The organism is Dyadobacter alkalitolerans DSM 23607 (genome assembly GCF_000428845.1).
GTDB lineage: Bacteria > Bacteroidota > Bacteroidia > Cytophagales > Spirosomataceae > Dyadobacter > Dyadobacter alkalitolerans.
Genome location: NZ_AUAS01000004.1, coordinates 145,753 through 162,243, shown reverse-complemented (window position 1 = coordinate 162,243; position 16,491 = coordinate 145,753). Strand labels below are relative to the sequence as shown.

Annotated in this window: 11 protein-coding genes; 8 read left to right on the top strand and 3 right to left on the bottom strand. The window is 46.8% G+C overall.

Translation table 11 applies throughout. The features are described from left to right. Positions 1-12 precede the first annotated feature (12 nt). A complete protein-coding gene (gene purL / locus G395_RS0109140; RefSeq protein ID WP_026629772.1) occupies positions 13-3,681 on the bottom strand; it encodes a phosphoribosylformylglycinamidine synthase in 3,669 nt (1,222 codons plus the stop codon). A 39-nt stretch (positions 3,682-3,720) separates the two neighbouring features. Further along, positions 3,721-4,548, bottom strand: a complete 828-nt coding sequence (locus G395_RS0109135) for an SGNH/GDSL hydrolase family protein (RefSeq protein ID WP_026629771.1) — start codon at positions 4,546-4,548, stop codon at positions 3,721-3,723. 114 nt (positions 4,549-4,662) lie between these two features. Between G395_RS0109135 and G395_RS0109125 the strand changes: the two genes are divergently transcribed. Both G395_RS0109125 and G395_RS29005 read left to right on the top strand, forming a co-directional pair. Continuing rightward, the gene (locus tag G395_RS0109125; RefSeq protein ID WP_026629770.1) at positions 4,663-5,217 is read left to right on the top strand and encodes a DUF4468 domain-containing protein; all 555 of its coding nucleotides are present in this window, start codon (positions 4,663-4,665) and stop codon (positions 5,215-5,217) included. 169 nt (positions 5,218-5,386) lie between these two features. Continuing rightward, positions 5,387-5,671, top strand: a complete 285-nt coding sequence (locus tag G395_RS29005) for a hypothetical protein (protein WP_026629769.1) — start codon at positions 5,387-5,389, stop codon at positions 5,669-5,671. Here G395_RS29005 and G395_RS0109115 read toward each other — a convergent pair. Then, positions 5,668-6,771 carry a Fic family protein gene (locus G395_RS0109115; RefSeq protein WP_026629768.1) on the bottom strand — a complete coding sequence of 368 codons (1,104 nt, stop codon included), beginning with the start codon at positions 6,769-6,771 and terminating at the stop codon, positions 5,668-5,670. The two genes, G395_RS29005 and G395_RS0109115, sit on opposite strands and share 4 nt — an antisense overlap. 260 nt (positions 6,772-7,031) lie before the next feature. On the opposite strand from G395_RS0109115, the gene G395_RS0109110 reads away from it, so the two are divergent. The 6 genes from G395_RS0109110 (at position 7,032) to G395_RS0109085 (ending at position 16,473) form a co-directional block, all read left to right on the top strand. Next, positions 7,032-8,552 (top strand): ArnT family glycosyltransferase, encoded by a 1,521-nt coding sequence (locus tag G395_RS0109110; RefSeq protein WP_026629767.1) that lies wholly within the window; start codon positions 7,032-7,034, stop codon positions 8,550-8,552. 31 nt (positions 8,553-8,583) lie between these two features. Further along, the gene (locus G395_RS0109105) at positions 8,584-9,213 is read left to right on the top strand and encodes a TetR/AcrR family transcriptional regulator (protein ID WP_229204097.1); all 630 of its coding nucleotides are present in this window, start codon (positions 8,584-8,586) and stop codon (positions 9,211-9,213) included. 93 nt (positions 9,214-9,306) lie between these two features. Further along, positions 9,307-10,485, top strand: coding sequence for an efflux RND transporter periplasmic adaptor subunit (locus G395_RS0109100; RefSeq protein ID WP_026629765.1), 1,179 nt, complete (start codon positions 9,307-9,309; stop codon positions 10,483-10,485). A 133-nt stretch (positions 10,486-10,618) separates the two neighbouring features. Then, positions 10,619-13,780 (top strand): efflux RND transporter permease subunit, encoded by a 3,162-nt coding sequence (locus tag G395_RS0109095; protein WP_026629764.1) that lies wholly within the window; start codon positions 10,619-10,621, stop codon positions 13,778-13,780. Between the two features lie 47 nt (positions 13,781-13,827). Further along, on the top strand, positions 13,828-15,252 hold the full coding sequence (locus tag G395_RS0109090) for an efflux transporter outer membrane subunit (RefSeq protein ID WP_229204094.1): 1,425 nt from the start codon (positions 13,828-13,830) through the stop codon (positions 15,250-15,252). A 315-nt stretch (positions 15,253-15,567) separates the two neighbouring features. Continuing rightward, entirely contained in the window at positions 15,568-16,473 is a 906-nt protein-coding gene (locus tag G395_RS0109085; RefSeq protein WP_026629762.1) for an NAD(P)/FAD-dependent oxidoreductase, read from the top strand. Positions 16,474-16,491: the final 18 nt, after the last annotated feature.

Sequence of the window (16,491 nt, the reverse complement as noted above, 5' to 3'; positions counted from 1 at the left end):
AAACCCGGGATTTCAATCCCGAGTAACCCCCTCAACCCACTTCCGGGCGTTCACGAACGCCTCCAACCAAGGACTCACCTCGTCTTTCCTGCCTTCCGGATAGTTAGCCCAGTGCCATTGGAAAAGTGACCTTTCGATATGCGGCATCATCACCAAATGGCGGCCTGTTTCGTCGCATAGCATCGCAGTGTTGAAACCCGACCCGTTTGGACTGGCTGGATAAGTTTCATAAGCATATTTGGCAACAATCTTGTATTGATCTTCCAAATACGGGAAGTCGAACCGGCCCTCTCCGTGGGAAACCCAGACGCCCAATGTGCTGCCTTCCAGTGTGGAAAGCATGACGGATTTGTTGGACTGAATGGTCAGCGAGGTAAAAATGCTTTCGTGCTTACCACTCGCGTTGTGGAGCATTTTTGGCTTTTGCTCGTGGTTTTCATTGATTAGCCCAAGCTCAACAAAAAGTTGGCAGCCGTTGCAAACCCCGACGGACAATGTATCCTCACGTGCAAAGAATTTTTCCAGCGCAATCTTGGCTTTTTCATTATAAAGAAATGCTCCGGCCCAACCTTTCGCGGAACCCAGAACATCCGAATTCGAAAACCCTCCTACCGCACCTATAAATTGAATGTCTTCCAAAGTTTCCCGACCGGAAATAAGGTCGGTCATATGGACGTCTTTCACATCAAAGCCAGCCAGATACATTGCATTGGCCAATTCTCTTTCCGAATTACTCCCTTTTTCACGAAGCACCGCTGCTTTCGGTCTCGGCTTGGACTCATCGATAACTGGCTTTTTACCATCAAAATGAGCGGGGAATTTGTAGCGCAGCAAATGGTTTTTGTAATGATCAAAACGCTCCTTCGCAAGCTCCGGTTTGGTTTGCTTCTTATCCAATAAATAGGATGTTTTAAACCAAACATCACGCAAAGTTTCAATATCAAAATCCCACTTGCCAGCAGCATCTTTCACCGTCAGGGTGGAAGCCATATTAACGGCCCCGATCTTATGGAAATCAACGCCCTGCGCTTCCAGTAACGATTCCGCAGACTCGTCGGCCTGGAAAACGATGCCAATATTTTCAGCAAACAGCTTTTCAATAATATCCTGATCCCCAAGTGCTGAAAGATCAATGGAAGCGCCCAGATCACGGTCTGCAAAGCACATTTCAAGCAATGTTGTGATCAAGCCTCCGCTGCCAATGTCGTGACCAGCCTGGATCTTACCTTCTTTGATCAATTGCTGAATGGTATCAAATGCAGTTTTGAACTTGCCTGCATCCTGAATGTCAGGCGTTTGATCACCAATTTTATTCAATATCTGAGCAAATGACGAACCGCCCAGCTTGTATGTATCTCCCGAAAGATTGATATAGTAAATAGAACCACCCGTTTTCTTCAAAACAGGCTCAATCACCGCAGTAATGTCGTCACAATGTCCGGCCGCTGAGATAATGACCGTTCCCGGCGCGATCACTTCGTCATTTTTATATTTCTGCTTCATTGAAAGCGAATCCTTGCCCGTTGGAATGTTGATTCCCAGACTGATCGCAAATTCCGAGCAGGCCTTGACAGCCTTGTACAAACGCGCATCCTCGCCTTCGTTTTTGCAAGCCCACATCCAGTTTGCAGACAGCGAAACGCTCGTCAGATTATCTTTCAATGGTGCCCAAACAATGTTGGAAAGCGCTTCGGCAATGGCATTACGGCTTCCGGCAGCAGGATCAATCAGTGCCGAAAGCGGCGCGTGACCGATTGATGTTGCGATTCCATCTTTTCCCTGAAAATCCAGCGCCATAACGCCGACATTGTTCAACGGCAGCTGCAAAGGTCCCGCGCACTGCTGCTTGGCCACATGCCCACCTACGCAGCGGTCCACTTTGTTCGTCAGCCAGTCTTTGCTTGCGACCGCTTCCAGTTGCAGCATTTGCTCTAAATATTCATGCAACTTGCCAATTTCATAAGTGACAGGCTCGTAGTTTCTTTCAATAGTTTTATCAGCCATCACCGTTTTAGGCGAACTGCCAAACATATCTTCCATTTCCAGGTCCATCGGCTTCGCACCGGTTTTCTCAGACTCGAATGTAAAACGATGCGTGCCGGTCACTTCACCCACCTGATAAAGTGGTGCGCGTTCACGGTCGGCAATGCGTTTCAATGTTTCAAGATTTTCCTTGCTGATCACCAGCCCCATACGCTCCTGCGACTCATTACCAATGATCTCTTTGGCCGAAAGTGTCGGATCGCCCACAGGCAATTTATCCAGGTTAATGTGCCCGCCTGTTTCTTCAACAAGCTCGGAAAGGCAGTTCAAATGTCCGCCAGCGCCGTGATCGTGGATAGAAACGATTGAATTACTACCACTTTCCACCATCCCGCGAACTGCGTTGGCAACACGCTTCTGCATTTCCGGATTGGAACGCTGGATCGCATTAAGCTCGATGCCGGAACCAAATGCGCCCGTGTCAGCCGATGAAACAGCTGCACCGCCCATGCCGATCCGGTAGTTTTCGCCACCCATCACCACGATCTGATCGCCGGTTTCAGGTTTGGATTTTTTGGCCTGATCTGCGATGCCATAACCAACGCCACCTGCCTGCATGATCACTTTATCATAACCCAACTTCCGGCCCAGCTCCTCATGCTCAAATGTTAGCACGGAGCCCACGATCAGCGGTTGCCCGAATTTATTTCCAAAATCAGTTGCCCCATTAGAAGCCTTGATCAGGATATCCATAGGCGTCTGGTAAAGCCATTCGCGCTCCTCAACGCCTTTTTCCCAAGGCCGGTTTTCCTCCAATCGAGACAAAGCCGTCATATAAACCGCCGTGCCTGCCAGAGGCAAAGAACCTTGTCCGCCTGCAAGTCGATCACGGATTTCTCCACCAGAACCCGTTGCGGCACCGTTGAATGGCTCAACGGTTGTAGGGAAATTATGCGTTTCCGCTTTCAGTGAAAGAACGGATTCAAAATCTTTAATCTCGTAATATTCAGGAACATCTGGTCTTTTTGGCGCAAATTGCTGCACAACCGGCCCCTTCACAAACGCCACATTGTCCTTATATGCAGAAACGATCGAATTCGGGTTTGTTTCCGAAGTCTTACGGATCAGCTTGAACAATGAAACCGGCTGCTCCTCACCGTCAATCACAAACGTTCCGTTGAAGATCTTGTGACGGCAATGCTCGGAGTTGACCTGAGAAAAACCGAAAACCTCTGAATCCGTTAACTTGCGGTTCAGTTTTTCGGCCAGTTCATTCAAATAATCAACCTCCTCATCGCTCAGCGAAAGGCCTTCCTGCTTGTTATAAGCCGCAATATCAGCCACTTCCAGGATAGATTCCGGTTGAATGCTGATTGCATAAATGTCCTGGTTCAGCTCGCTGTATTTCTGCGAAAGCATCGGATCGAAATCCGTAAAATCGGCTGACACTTTTTTAAATTCCTCAATGCGTATGATGCCCTGAATGTCCATATTCTGGGTAATCTCAACGGCATTGGTGCTCCACGGCGTAATCATCGCTGCACGGGGACCAACAAAAAACTCCGTGATGACGGTTTCATCCCGGAGTTCCGTGCCGCCAAAAAGCCAGCTTAATTTGGAAGTATCTGATTCTGTTAGCGTTCGCTCTATCTGGACCGCAAAAACAGTGTTCTGTTCGTCTGCAAAAAAGTAGATCATGGTATCGAATTATGGCGCAAAGGTAAGCTAATTTTTACCTCACCGCAAACCCTTCCACTTCTTTTCAACCATCTCCGCAATGATCTTGTAGCCTTTGTCGGACGGGTGCAGGCCATCGTAGGTCATGTTTATGGATTCGGGAGGATAGGGATATTCGTCTTTTTCGGGATCAAAAGGGATGGTGGTGTAGTCTGGGTATGTAAAGTTCTTGTAGCTGCCCGTGGCTGGGTCTTTCAGTTTTTTAAAATTGACCATATTATCAACCGTCATGCCGCTGTCGTGATAAAGGTCCACAACCGGAATTTTTTCAAGTTTGCCAATGGTCGAAATGGCGTTGGCAAATTCTTCCAGGCTTTGGCCATTTTTAGGCTTATAGGAGCCGAATGCGTTGTTTTTCTGGTTGTTTATATATACGAAATCCCCTCTTTGCATGGGCGTTATCAGAATGATTTTCGCCTTTTTGTTCAACTGCTTTAATTTATCCGTAATCACGCGAAATGCGCCATACACGGTTTTTGTCCCCGTTCTCTGTTTGTAATCAGAAATAGTCCCAAGATCCTTGCCCTGCCACCATTCATTTGTCCCTAAAAAAACACTGTAAACTTCCGCCTCAGGCAATTCCAACGTCTCGATCTTATCTGCAATGTTGATCGACGTCCAGCCGTTATAACCCTTATTCACGTAGCTGACGCGCGGAAATTTTTCGCTAATTAACGTCATATATCCTTTGGTAATCCGGTTGCCGGTTTCGTCTTGATGATCATTCAGATAAGTGATCGAATCGCCGATGGCGACCCAGGAAATCCGTCGGGGAGCCGCGGCAAGGCATGTCAAAAATATAACCAGGAACAATAAATACTTTCTCATATGGGTTCAGGATAAGTGGCAGCCCGAATATATTAATTCCGGGGGAACCGGCAGCCGATCGCGCTGCCAAAACTTTTGTTATTACCTTTATCACCCAAAACATCCGCAATCATTTTGAAAAAATCACTTCTGATCCTGCTTCTTTTTATTGGCCAAAAAGGCTTTTCCCAATCCGGCTTACTCCCGCTCGACGTGCAGAAAAACGTGTTCTATTCCGATTCCGGACAGCCCAAGAAATCGAAATCGGAAATATTCAAAGAAGCCCAGAACTGGATCAGTAAGACCTTCGGCAACTACGAAAACGCAGTCACGTTTGAAGACCTGCAGCTGGGTAAGCTCATTTTAACCAGCTATGCGCCAGTGTCCAGCATCACTTATGAATATGTCCGTTTTGACCTCACCATTGAATGCAAAGACCAGCAGTACAATGTCCGGATTGACAAGCTGGACGGCATTTCTACCACGCACAGCCCCGTCAGGCTGGGGGTAAAGGACAATGATGCCGTGATGGAGAAGGAAGTGGCCGTCAAAACCGAGCAAAGCAAGAAAAAACGCACAGAAGCGGAAAACAACCTGAAAAATGCGAAAGCCGACCTTGACGGAATCAATAATGCCATGTTCAAACTCATGTCAGATCTCAAATTGTCGCTGACAGCATCAGCGGATTAATGGAATGATAAAAAACAGCTTCCGGAGCAGGTTTGCATCGCCATATATTCCAGGAAGTTAACTGGCAATTATTCTTTTTCGGAGAATAAAAATGCTTTTGTGTGCAACGTTTGATACGGTTCCTTACTCCTTGTGTCAGGCTATTGCCCTTAAAAAGCATTATTACTCAATGGACTTCGAACGTGAAATTACCTTGAAAACCGGGAGATGTGTCAAGGTCTTTGCCAATACTGTACAGAACCATTCACGGGTGGCCTTTGAGCTGATCGTACTCGTGAAGGATCCTGATAAAAACACTTTTTATCCGCCCATCGGCCCTAATCATTCCAAATACTGGCAATTAAAAAGGCTTAATGCACAGCTGGCTGGCATCTTACAGCTTCGCCATAGCGGCCTTCCCGACAGGGAGGTAAACCAGATACTAATGGAGCTGAACGAGATGGTGGCGGCTTAAATCATTAAGCGGTAACGAACACTCCTGCCGCCGCCTTCGGCTTGCAACACGTTCGTTTCGAGCAATGTTTGCAAATCGCGGGTAGCTGTGGCTTTTGAGGTTTTGGCAATGCTCATGTATTTTTTTGCTGACATTCCTCCATCAAAACCGACTGGACCTGCTTCGAGCATGCGTTGAACCACTTTCAGCTGACGTTCATTTAGCCGCTCTTTATGCTGGTCAAAAAACTGTGTTTTCTTTAATGCAAAATCAATCAGTTCACGGCTTTCGCGCTGCGCTTGTAATGTGATGTTTACAAAATAGTTGATCCATTCTGTAATGTGATTGCTCCGTTGCGCCTTTTTCAAAGCAGCATAATAACCCTTTCTGTCGGCTTCAATGGTCCGCGACAAGCTCATCATAATGGGCCGTTCCAGCGTTTGGGATAATGTTTTTTCGGCAATTGCACGGCCAATCCGACCATTCCCATCTTCAAAAGGGTGAATGGTTTCAAAATACAAATGCGCAATGGCAGCCCGAACCGGTGCGCTGCTAATGACACGGTTTCCGCCCGGTGCTGTTTCGTTAAACCAAACAAGAAAACGCTCCATTTCTGCCGGAACAATAGCTGATGGCGGCGCTTCAAAATGCACTTCTTCTTTTCCTATACTGCCCGAAATCACTTGCATAAGCTCAGCGCCCGCTCGCCAACACCCCACCTGAATGCGGGTTTCCGATGTAAAAAGGAGCTTATGCCAATGGAATAATGCTTTATCAGTAAGCGGTTCAGAGAATGTTTTACGCACATCCACCATGAGTGCGCCTATGCCACGTGCCTTCGGATCGCGGACTTGCTCGTGCTTTTCGTTAAGGCCAAGATTATTCCTTATCGACGACATTACGTCGAGCCGACTCAAAAACTCTCCTTCAATCTCCGATGTTTTGATGGCTTCGGAAAGCATGAGTTCTAAGAGTGATTCCTGCTGAATATCCGCTGGCAGGGATTTGAGAACACCAGTGATCTCGCCGGTCTCCATAGCAAAATCATAGAGTGTAGCCTCTACATCGTTGCTTGAAAATGTAAAGTCGGGCCAGTCTAAGAGTTCCCAATTATATGCCATGAGCCGATTAACTTTTCTATTCGGCTCAAATATAAGGAGATTTTGAGCCGAATAAATAATTTATTCGGCTCAAAGCTATAACTAAATAACTAGCAACCACCTGCTAAGCAGAGGCATTACGTAGGTTTGGTTACTCATTTCCATTTCCCAATTAATGATGGCAAAAAAATTCACAGCTTACAAGCTAGAAAATGACAAGCGAATTGCCAACTTAGTTACATTAAAACGAAAATAAGAAAATCCGCCTTCAACCTCTTGTAATGAATAGGAAAACGCTGTTCCTCTGCCTTTTTATACTTGTAAAATTTGCCCTCCATTATCTGATCATTGCGCCCGGTTATGATCTGCACCGGGACGAATATTTGCATCTGGATCAGGGTAAACATCTGGCCTGGGGATATTTGTCGGTGCCGCCGTTCACTTCCTGGATTTCCTATATCATCCTGCTGCTGGGAAACAATGAATTCTGCGTGAGATTTTTCCCGGCGCTTTTTGGTGTGTTAACATTGGTTGCGGTTTGGAAGGCCATTGAGGCGCTGGGCGGCAGTTTGTATGCATTGCTGTTAGGTGGTACAGCCATTACTTTTTCCGTGCTATTGCGGATGAACATGCTTTATCAGCCCAATTCCGTGGATATCCTCGGCTGGACGCTGCTCTATTTCACAATGCTTTATTATCTCAAAACCGAAAACAAAAAGTGGCTATATATGGCCGGCGTTGTGTTTGGTTTTAGTTTTTTAAATAAATACAATATTGTGTTCCTGGTCGCTGGCCTGGCTCCCGCGCTGTTGGTTACAGGAAACTTTAAAATATTCAAAAACAAGGCATTATACATTGCAGCACTCATTACGCTGATTATCATCTTGCCGAATTTACTTTGGCAGTATCAGAACAATTTTCCAGTTATCCATCACATGAAACTGCTCGCCGAATCGCAGCTGGTGAACGTGAACAGAATTGATTTTCTCAAAGAGCAACTCCTTTATTTTATAGGCTCAATCTTCGTTATCCTGGCTGCATTTGTTTCTTTTTTTGCCTATCCTGCATTCAGAAAATACCAGGCATTTTTCTGGTCGCTTGTGTTTACGCTGGCGCTGTTTACCTATCTGAGGGCCAAGGGATATTATGCCATCGGGCTCTATCCGATCTTCATTTCGTTCGGAGCGGTTTATCTTGAATATTTATTTCAAAATCGCCTGATATGGCTCCGGCCCGTGTCCATAGTGATCAGTTTGGCATTATTTATCCCCATTTTCCGAGTGGCGTTCCCAACAAAAAGTCCGTCCGAGATTGCCCGCAATTCGAAGCCGTATCAAAAACTCGGCTTGCTTCGCTGGGAAGATGGAAAAGATCATGAGCTGCCCCAGGATTTTGCGGATATGCTTGGCTGGAAGGAACTTGCACAAAAAGTGGATACCGAATACGCGAAGATCAGCGACAAAAAACATACAGTTGTGCTTTGCGATAATTACGGACAAGCAGGCGCCATTAATTATTATTCCAAATTCAAAAATATCCAGGCAGTGACCATGAATGCCGATTACATCAACTGGGTGCCTCTGGATGAAGAAATTAAACATTTGATCCTGGTTCAGAATGCAGACGATGACGATCCGGAACGAAACAAGGAAAAACCGCTTTTCAAGACAATCCGCCGCATTGGAAAGATTGAAAATCCCTACGCAAGGGAACATGGAACGAGCATTTATGTGCTGCTTGACGCAAAAGTTTCCATCAATAACATCCTGAAAAGCGATATTGAAGAAAACAAGTGGGACTAACTCTTGACAAACTCAAAAAACGCCCCTACCTTTGCTAACACCGTTAGGTATTTTTAAGAAAATGGGCATCGTTGAACGAAGAATAAGGCAGAAAGAAAACATGCGGACCAATATCTTGTCTGTGGCCTTGCAGCTGGTCAAAGACGAAGGTTGGCAGTCACTGTCGATACGGAAAATCGCCGATGCCATCGAGTACAGCGTTCCGGTCATTTACGATCACTTTGAAAATAAAGAAGCCATCCTTTTTGAACTTTCTATGGATGGTTTTCGGTTGCTGGAAAGAACGCTCGAAAAGAACAAGAAAAAGTACCAAGACCCAAAGCAACTACTCAAAGCACACGCCGAGGCCTATTGGAGCTTCGCATTCAAGAATCCTGAATATTACCAACTGATGTACGGACTGGGTATGCCCTGCTCGGGGATTGGAAAAGTGAAACCCCAGCTAAATTGTTTCCGTGATTACATCGGGCAAGCCATTGAGGGAATAGTAAAGGAAAAAAAATCAAGCGATGATGAAACCTGCTTTAAAATTTATGCGTTCTGGTCGGTACTTCATGGTTTGATTTCAATCGTAATGATGCGCTGCTCCGATATCGACGATTCTACAATGAACAAAAAAGTAATGGATGACACAGTGGAAGCATTCATAAAAAATTTATAATTTTTTTGAAAATAAGCTAACACCGTTAGTTATAATAACCACACTATCTCTGAAAAAAGTCTATTTCCACCACAAAAAACAACCTTCATAGCCGTGAAAAAGGACCAACTAACCAAAACAAGAAAGCTTGTCTCAATTCTATTCTTAACTACAATGGCCGGCGCATTTTACGGCTGCGGATCTTCCACAGCCAACGCACCGGCCGAAATGCCAGCCCAGTCGCTGCCCGTACTTACCGTAAGTGACCAGCAGGTTACAGCTTACAGGGAATTCACCGCATCCATAGAAGGAAGCCGCGATATCGAAATCCGTCCGCAAGTGGACGGTTACCTCGATAAAATCTCGGTCGACGAAGGTGCGTATGTACGAAAGGGTCAGACACTTTTCCACATTGATGCACGCCCGTATACCGAGCAGCTGAACACCGCCAACGCAAGCCTGCAGTCTGCAAAAGCTGCACTGGAAAGTGCAGCCATTAACGTGGATAAACTTACGCCGCTCGTGGCCAACAATGTGATTTCTGATGTGCAGTTAAAATCTGCAAAAGCCGCTTACGACGCAGCCAGGGGCAATGTTGCACAGGCGCAAGCTGCCGTGGATGCTGCCAAAATCAACATCGGGTACACGTCTATCAAAGCACCTGCCGATGGCTATATTGGAACAATTCCTTTCAAAACCGGAAGTCTGGTGGGCAAAGGGACTATGGAAGCACTTACGGTGCTGTCTGAAACGAAGGACATTCACGTTTACTTCTCGATGAGCGAGCTCGACTTCCTTGAATTCAAAAACCAGTTCCCGGGCAACACTGTGGAGCAGAAAATCAAGCAAATCCCTGCTGTTGAGCTGCTTCTGGCCGATAACAGCGTGTATCCGCAGAAAGGAAAAGTTGAAGTTGTAGAAGGCCAGTTTGACAAAACCATGGGCGCTATCAATTTCAGAGCAACGTTCCCGAATGTTAACGGGCTCTTGCGTTCAGGCAACACCGGACGCGTGCGGATTCCCAGGGAGCTTACCAGATCTGTCCTGATTCCGCAGGAAGCCACATTTGAACTGCAAGACAAGGTGTTTGTTTACACACTTCTGGATAGCAATAAAGTGGAAGGCCGACCGGTAACGGTTTCGGACAGAAGCGGTCGTTACTATCTGATTTCCAAAGGCTTGAAACCCGGCGAAAAGATCGTGTACAACGGCTTGGACAGGCTCAGGGACGGGATGGCCATTGCGCCTCAGAATATGTCAATGGACAGCCTGCTGCTAGCCAATCCTATATAAGCTGATTTAACAAAAAAGTGGTCCCACCCGACGAATAGCGCCATAGCGAGTCGATTGCTATGGACCGCTATCCGTGTGCAAAACAAAATTCACTCAACCATGCTCTGACACTCCGGAGCACAACAGCATACTTATGTTTCAGAAATTTATAGAAAGGCCTGTCCTTTCGACGGTTATCTCCATTCTTATATTACTATTGGGAGGTATCGCGCTGACGACATTGCCAATTACCAAGTTCCCCGACATTGCCCCGCCAACTGTACAAGTAACTGCGGTTTACCCCGGCGCCAACGCCGAAGTGGTTGCCCGTGCGGTGGCCACGCCGATTGAAGAAGCCGTGAATGGTGTTGAAAACATGACCTATATGACGTCGTCGTCCAATAATGATGGCACGATGGCACTCAATGTGTATTTCAAACAAGGCACAGATCCTGATATTGCTGCAGTTAACGTGCAGAACCGCGTATCCAAAGCGGTAAGCCAGATTCCCCAGGAAGTAGTGCAGGCCGGGATCTCAACGCAGAAGCAACAGAACAGCATCATTATGTTTGTGGCTTTGTCCAGTGAAGACAGCACGTATGATGAGACGTTTTTATTAAATTATATCAAGATAAATTTGGTGCCTCAGCTGCAACGTATACCCGGTGTCGGACAGGCCCAGCCTTTTGGAACGCGGGATTATTCGATGCGGATATGGCTGAAACCAGACCGCCTTGCAGCCTACAAATTATCCCCTCAGGAAGTGACGAATGCCATTCGGGAGCAAAGCCTGGAAGCGGCCCCGGGCCGTTTGGGTGAGAGTAGCAAGGAGGTTTTTGAATATGTATTGAAATACAAAGGAAAACTAACGCAGAATGCTGAATACGAGAACATTATCATCAAAGCCAATAGTGATGGCTCGGTGATCCGTTTGAAAGACCTGGCGCGGGTCGAATTTGGTTCCTACACCTATTCATCCAATGGCAAGCTGAACGGCGATCCCTCATCCGGCGTAGCCGTTTTCCAGACAGCGGGAACAAACGCGAATGAGATCCTGATCCAGGCCGAAGCATTGCTGGCAGATTTCGAAAAAACACTTCCTAAGGGGATGAAGACGACCATTATGTATAACTCCAAAGACTTTTTGGATGAGTCCATCGGTCAGGTACGCACGACACTAATTGAAGCCTTTATCCTGGTTTTCATCGTCGTGTATATATTCCTGCAAGATTTCCGTTCGACCTTGATCCCGGCCATTGCGGTGCCTGTGGCCATTGTAGGAACATTTTTCTTCATGCAGATTTTTGGTTTTACCATTAACTTCCTGACGCTGTTTGCATTGGTTCTTGCCATCGGAATTGTGGTCGATGATGCCATTGTCGTCGTCGAGGCAGTCCATTCCAAGATGGAGCTTACGCATCTTGCTGCCCGGCCTGCTACAAAAGAGTCGATGAATGAGATCTCGGGCGCAATCATTTCCATTACATTGGTGATGGCGGCGGTTTTCGTTCCCGTTGGTTTTATGCAAGGTCCGGCAGGGGTCTTCTACCGGCAATTTGCCTTTACGCTGGCCATAGCCATCTTGATATCAGCACTTAACGCCTTGACATTAAGCCCTGCATTATGCGCATTGTTCTTGAAAAACCCGCATGCGGATCAGTCACAAAATGGACATTTAGTTCAAAAAGGCTTTTCCGCGAGATTTTTCTCTGCTTTCAATACAGGTTTCCAGACAATGACGGACAAGTATATCCGCAGCCTTCAATTCCTGGTAAAACGCAAATGGATCACCATCGTAGGCCTGCTCGTCATCACGGGTTCAACACTTTGGTTGACACAAACAACACCCACAGGTTTTATCCCCACAGAGGATCAGGGCTTCCTGCTATATGCGCTTAACACCCCTCCGGGAAGCTCGCTGGACCGGACGCAACGCGCAATGGCCCAGGTGGATAGCATAGTAAAAGGCTCTCCGATTGCCGAGAACCGTTACATTGTGGAAGGGATGAACATTATCTCCAATTCTAATGCATCGCCATATGGTGTTGGTTTTATCAAGATGAAGCCTCAGGCGGAACGCGGTGACGTGAAGAATTTTGATCAGATCGTGGCTATGATGTCCCAAAAAGTAAGGGCTGTAAATGATGCCAACGCGTTTTTCTTTACATTTCCGACCGTGGATGGTTTCGGTAATGTGAGTGGTTTTGAATTTATGCTGCAAGACCGCGGTAATGGTTCGCTGGAAAAACTTAGTGTTACAACGAACAAGTTTCTGGCGGCTTTAATGCAGAAAAAAGAGATCGCTTATGCCTTCACAACATTTGCAACGGCAAACCCGCAGTACATGCTGGAAATTGATAATGCCAAAGCAAAGCAGCTAAATGTGCCCGTAAATGAGCTTTTGCAAACATTGCAGATCTATTATGGCAGCAGCTTTGTCTCGGATTTCAACCGATTTGGGAAATATTACAGGGTAATGGCGCAGGCAGATGCCTCTTATCGGGCCAATCCGGCTTCTTTAAACAATATCCATGTTAAAAATACAGAGGGTGAAATGGTGCCTGCCAACCAGCTCGTAACATTGAAACGTGTTTTCGGACCAGAAACGGTTACCCGGAACAACCTGTACAATGCAGTGGCAATCAACGGAACGCCGAAACCCGGGTATAGCACGGGTGATGCCATCCGCGCCGTGCAGGAAACTGCAGCGGAGGTTTTACCAAACAATTACCGCACGGAATGGACGGGTATGACAAGGGAAGAAATTAATGCCGGTTCACAGATCCTCCTGATCTTTGTTTTGAGCCTTGTGTTCGTTTACTTCTTGCTGGCAGCTCAGTATGAGAGCTATATCCTGCCTTTTGCAGTGATTTTTACAATTCCGCTGGGTGTTTTCGGAGTCATGCTTTTCATTAATTTATCGGGCATTGAAAACAACATTTATGTGCAAGTCGGCTTGATCATGCTCATCGGTTTGCTTGCCAAAAACGCGATTCTGATCATTGAATATGCCGTCCAGCGCCGTAAAGCGGGCATGACGATCGTTGAGTCGGCGATGGAAGCTTCGCGGTTGCGGTTAAGGCCTATTTTGATGACATCATTTGCCTTTATCGTCGGTTTGATTCCCTTGATGAGAGCAACCGGCGGTTCCGCCTTGGGTAACCGTTCTATCGGAACAGGCGCGGTTGGCGGGATGTTGACGGGCGTGATATTCGGGATTTTTGTGATCCCGGTTCTGTATGTCATTTTTCAATATTTACAGGAGAAATTCGTCGGTAAGCCCAAAGAACTGGGCAGTGAAAGTGCAGCACATTGATCTGCCTTTTTGAAATACAAAACCGACTACCACAACAAAGAACCACAATGATGAAACCGAAATTTAAACACTTGTATATCCCGCTTTCCCTGCTGGCAACGGTACTGATCGCTTCCTGCAAAGTGAGCAAAGACTATCAGCGGCCGGAAGTCGCCCTGCCCACGCAATATCGCAACGTCACTTTTGCCGACACGGCGACCATTGCGGATATGGAATGGAGAAAATTCTTCCCGGACACCACATTGCAAGGGCTTATCCAGCGCGGATTGTCGTATAACTACGATCTGCAACTGGCTTTGAAACGCATTGACATGGCTGAGCAGCAGGTTAAACAGGCGAAATTTTTACAGATCCCAACACTCGATTTACAGATTACAGGCACCTACAACCGTCCTTCCAGCAACAGTTTGAACGGGCTTAGTGCCAGCAATTTTTTGAAATCAAAGCACATTGAAAACTATCTTGGCGCGGTGAACCTGACCTGGGAAGCAGACATCTGGGGCAAGATCCGCAGACAGCAGCAGGCTACATTAGGACAGTATCTGCAAACCTATGAAGCAACAAAAGCGGTTCAAACCAAGCTTGTTGCGGACATTGCCAAGGGTTTCTTCAATCTTTTAATGCTGGACAAACAACTGGCAATTGCCAAAAGCAACCTGGAATTGAGCGATAATACTTTGCGCCTGACCCGTCTTTTGAAAGATGCAGGAGAGGTTACTTCGTTATCTATCCAACAATCAGAAGCCCAGCGCGAGTCCATCGCCTTGCTTCTTCCGCAGCTGGAACAGGACATTGCGATTCAGGAAAATGCCTTGCAAATATTGACCGGCCAAATGCCTGACAGCATTGCGCGCAACGTGCAGCTCTCCGATTTCAATGCGAGCGACAGCCTGGCAACCGGTGTGCCGGCAGGTGTTTTGAGCCGCCGTCCCGATGTCAGGGCTGCTGAAATGTCCGTTTTGGTGGCCAATGCCCAATTGGGTGTTGCGCAGGCAAGTATGTATCCGTCGCTGATCATTACGGCAGCTGGTGGGATCGAATCGTTCAAATCCAGCAACTGGTTCAACATTCCTGGGTCATTGTTTGGCCTGGCGGCTGGCACCATTGCGCGTCCTATTCTTGCAAGAAGGGAGTTGAAGACCAATCTGGAAGTTGCCAAAATACAGCGCGAACAGTCGGTGATCCAGTTCCGTCAGTCCGTGCTGAATGCGGTTGGCGAGGTTTCTAATTCTTTGGTTCAAACCCAGAAATTGAAAGAGCAGGAAACGATCGCCAACAACCAGGTGACCATTTTACAGGCAGCCATTACCAATGCGCAATTACTTTACAAAAGTGATATGGCCAATTACCTGGAAGTGATCACTGCGCAGGGCAATGCTTTGCAAGCTGAACTCAACCTCGCATTTATCCGCAGCCAGTCTCTCATTGCCCGGGTGGATCTTTACCGGAGCTTAGGCGGCGGTTGGAAATGAGTTTTTTATGATAATTTATTAGCCATGATTTAGTTGAATGCAGAAGCAAAAAGCCGGGGACCTTGATTGGTCTCCGGTTTTTTGCATTATATCGGTTTGATCTGCAACAAGCTGAATGTTGTCCGGACTATAACCCATCACCTGGTATACCATCTAGGCCAGCTGACTTTATTAAACAGCAAAAACAGAAGCCTGGAAAACAAAAATCACAACTTGCAACATTGTTGCATATAACATGAATTTTACTAACTTTGCTATATCGCCGCACTATTCAAAAATAACGTTGCGGAGCAAATTTTCTAAACATTTAGCAGCATGGAAAACAGTGATTTTGAAATAATTATAGTAGGTGGAAGTTACGCCGGGCTGTCGGCGGCAATGAGCCTGGGCAGGTCATTAAGAAGAACATTGGTTATCGACAGCGGCAAACCCTGTAATGCCCAAACGCCACATTCACACAACTTCCTCACACAAGACGGGCGGACGCCAAAAGACATCGCGCTATTGGGCAAAGAACAAGTTGAGAATTACCCGACCGTGCAATTTCACAAAGGTCTGGCCGCAAACGGCCGCAAAACAGAAAATGGATTTGAAATATCAACTGCAACCGGCGCCACATTCACTGCCAAAAAACTGATTTTTGCCACAGGATTAAAAGATCAGATGCCAGACATTGCAGGTTATGCCGCATGTTGGGGAATATCGGTCATACATTGCCCCTACTGCCATGGTTATGAGGTTAAAAACGAAAAAACCGGCATCCTGGCCAATGGCGATGCAGGTTTTGAATATGCCAAACTAATCTCGAACTGGACCAAAGACCTTACCATTTTCACAAATGGCCCATCCGAACTGACATCTGAGCAAACCGAAAAAATTTCCACCCGCAACATCCGCATCGTCGACAAACCCATTGCGTCACTAATCCATAAAAATGGGCTCCTCGAAAAGATCGTTTTCAAAGACCAATCCGAGGAACCGATCACAGCAATTTATTCACGCCCCGCATTCAAACAGCATTCCGCAATTCCCGAACAACTGGGCTGCGCATTAACAGAAACCGGGCTCATAAAGCTGGAAATGTTCCAGCAAACCACCGTCCCAGGCATCTACGCAGCAGGAGACAATTCACACATGGCCCGGTCCGTAGCCCTGGCAGTATCCTCCGGCTCTATGGCCGGCGCACTGATCAATCGGGAGCTGATTGAAGAGGCGTTTTAAAGCGTCATCAGACCAGCC

Coding starts and splice junctions, on each gene's coding strand:
- purL (WP_026629772.1), bottom strand. CDS start 3,681: ATGATCTACTTTTTTGCAGACGAACAGAACACTGTTTTTGCGGTCCAG.
- G395_RS0109135 (WP_026629771.1), bottom strand. CDS start 4,548: ATGAGAAAGTATTTATTGTTCCTGGTTATATTTTTGACATGCCTTGCC.
- G395_RS29005 (WP_026629769.1), top strand. CDS start 5,387: ATGGACTTCGAACGTGAAATTACCTTGAAAACCGGGAGATGTGTCAAG.
- G395_RS0109115 (WP_026629768.1), bottom strand. CDS start 6,771: ATGGCATATAATTGGGAACTCTTAGACTGGCCCGACTTTACATTTTCA.
- G395_RS0109110 (WP_026629767.1), top strand. CDS start 7,032: ATGAATAGGAAAACGCTGTTCCTCTGCCTTTTTATACTTGTAAAATTT.
- G395_RS0109095 (WP_026629764.1), top strand. CDS start 10,619: ATGTTTCAGAAATTTATAGAAAGGCCTGTCCTTTCGACGGTTATCTCC.
- G395_RS0109090 (WP_229204094.1), top strand. CDS start 13,828: ATGATGAAACCGAAATTTAAACACTTGTATATCCCGCTTTCCCTGCTG.
- G395_RS0109085 (WP_026629762.1), top strand. CDS start 15,568: ATGGAAAACAGTGATTTTGAAATAATTATAGTAGGTGGAAGTTACGCC.